Source organism: Holdemania filiformis DSM 12042 (assembly GCF_000157995.1).
In the GTDB taxonomy this organism is placed as follows: Bacteria; Bacillota_I; Bacilli_A; order Erysipelotrichales; family Erysipelotrichaceae; genus Holdemania; species Holdemania filiformis.
In genome coordinates this window covers 166,891-169,468 of the sequence record NZ_GG657558.1, presented here as the reverse complement: position 1 = coordinate 169,468, position 2,578 = coordinate 166,891, and the positions used below count along the sequence as shown (strand labels likewise).

At 50.9% G+C, this 2,578-nt stretch carries 2 protein-coding genes; both read left to right on the top strand.

Annotation, left to right across the window (positions count from 1 at the left end):
* The first annotated feature begins 101 nt into the window (after positions 1-101).
* A complete protein-coding gene (locus HOLDEFILI_RS11465) occupies positions 102-1,091 on the top strand; it encodes a hypothetical protein (RefSeq protein WP_006059870.1) in 990 nt (329 codons plus the stop codon).
* Positions 1,092-1,985: 894 nt separating this feature from the next.
* A partial coding sequence (locus HOLDEFILI_RS11460; RefSeq protein ID WP_156788926.1) for a 4Fe-4S binding protein occupies positions 1,986-2,578 on the top strand: 593 nt, incomplete at its 3' end.

Genomic DNA, 2,578 nt, shown 5'->3' with positions numbered 1-2,578 from the left:
TCTTTGGCATCCGCAAAGAGAGCATGTTTTTCATTTCTAGAACAGGAAAGGATTAAGTTGGGCGTCAGTGGGAAATACTGCAAGGGAAAGCAGGTGATTGGATGCGGGCGATACAAATCCGTAAAGAAGAAATGGGGCTGCATTCCCTTGGTGAAACGAAAGATTATTTTGAAGGCTGGTATTTCCGGCTGTGCGACCCGCGGTGCTCGGTGGCGGTGATCGTCGGCTTCAGCCCGCAGAATTCAGCCGCGCCGTTTTTTATCCAGACAACCGACACGCTGACAAACCGCTCCCAATGGGCGGAGTTTGGCTGGGCGGACGTCGTGGTGCGGCAGTCGCCGTTTCATCTGACGCTGGGCAGTAACGAATTCTCGCTGACGCGCGTGAAACTGGAGCTGCCGGAACTGAAAGTCAGGCTGCGGCTGAGCGGATTGACGCCGCTACCGTTTTCCCGGTATGCCCCGACGATTATGGGGCCGTTTGCTTATTTAAAGAAGATGGAGTGCGTGCACGGCGTCATCAGCCTGCATCACCGCATGGAAGGCGTTGTCATCGCCAACGGACGCGCGCTTCCCGTAGCGGGAGTGGGCTATTTGGAAAAGGACCGCGGCACCTCGTTTCCGCAGCGGTATCTGTGGTTTCAGTCGAATCAATGCGGCGTTGCGGATTCATGCTTCTTCCTGTCGCTGGCCAGCATTCCGTTAGGCCCGCTGACGTTCAACGGCTGTCTCTTTGTCGTAAAGCTGCGCGATCAGCTGCACCGCTTCGCAACCTATACCGGCTGCCGCCTGGAATCGCTGCGCTGCCGTCAGTTTGAAGATGGTTCCGGCTGGGCGAAGCTGCGGTTTCATCAGGGCGGATGGCAGATCCGGATTCGTCTGGAATGCGGGCCGGCCTGTTCGCTGGCCTCGCCGCACCAAGGCCGGATGCAGGGCCGGATCCAGGAAAGCCTCAGCGGTCAGGCCCATGTGACGCTGCTGCACCACGGCGTAAAGGTTCATGAAAGCTTCTGGTCGCAGGGCGGCATGGAGCTGCAATGGGAAAAAGAAGAAGATCAGAATGCGGAAAACAGAAAAAGAGGGTTGTCCTGAAACGACAACCCTCAATAGTTTTATTATAGCACGAAAAAATTTTGAATGAAAGGGCTTACTTTTTCGAAAACTCTGATTATAATGAGGGTGAAGATAAGGAAAGAGATCTTCAAACAGAGGAAGCCGATCCCTCAGACAGCCGATCAAAACGGTAGAGTCCGTTAAGGAAAGAACCTAGTTTCTTAATTATCCATCAAGGCTGGTAAAGAAAGAGGAGCGAAGCTTTCAGGATAAACGAAAGTGTTTATTCTAAGGAGGTTAAAGTGAATGGAACCTGGACAGAGAGGAAACCGCCGCTGAAAGCAGGCGTTGTGCGATGAATCGCAGATCCGTGTGATGCTTCTTACAACTTCCCATTTTGCTGAAAATTTACAAAACAGCCATCGAATAGATAAACAGCCATTTTGTGATTGTGAAGGGTAAACGCGAGGAAGAAATGAGAAAAAAGGTTTGATTTCAGCAGTGGAATCGAATTGATGTCATAGAGAGAGTTGCGGAAATGTTGGAAAACAGCCGCTGCGGTTCATCGGTATAAATAAGATAAAATATATAGATGAAGGACCTGCAAAAAATGCGGGTTCTTTTTTCGTGTCATCCATTTTATCAAACAGCCGCGGTATGGCAGAAAATAACAAAACGGTCGGCTTCCCTGCAGGACTGTTCACACAAAGAATGTGGGGAAACTGGAAAAGTGCGCTGCTGGAAATTAATTATAGGAAGGGGATGTTTTAATCGGCCATTTCCCAGGAAATAGTAAACTTAACGATCGTTAAATAAGCTTACAAACATTTTGAAAGCGTATCCGGAATATGCGATAATAAAGTTAGGTTTTCAGAATTGAAAATCATCGCTATCTATGGTAATGTGAATTCGTTAGCAATGGAGGAGAAAACGATGTCCATGTTCAATCACGAAGCACGTCAGTTTAAATTCGATGTGCTCAAGGAAATTTCACAGCTGGCTTATGAGGGTAAATTGACCGATGACAGCGCAGCCGCGATCAGCCGCAAACTGATCCCGGGGCGCAAGGCGGAATTCCGCTGCTGCGTGTATAAGGAACGGGAAATCCTGCGGCAGCGGACACGTTTAGCGTGCGGGAAAATGGCGGATGAGGGCGCGGCGTACAATCCGCGTCAAATCGTTCAGGTGATCGATGCGGCGTGCGACGGCTGTACGATCCGCAAAATCCAGATCACCGACAACTGCCGCAAGTGTATGGCAAAGGCGTGTCTGGCTTCCTGTAAGTTTGACGCGATCAGCATGGGACTGCACCGCGCTCAGATCGATTATACAAAATGCAAGGAATGCGGCGCCTGCGCCCGCAGCTGTCCGTACAACGCGATCGTCGTGACCGAGCGGCCGTGTTCACAGCACTGTCCGGTTGATGCGATTCGCTGGGATGAAAACGGCATCGCCCAGATTGACGAAACGAAGTGTATTAACTGCGGCGCTTGCCAGGCCGCCTGCCCGTTCGGTGCGATTGAGGA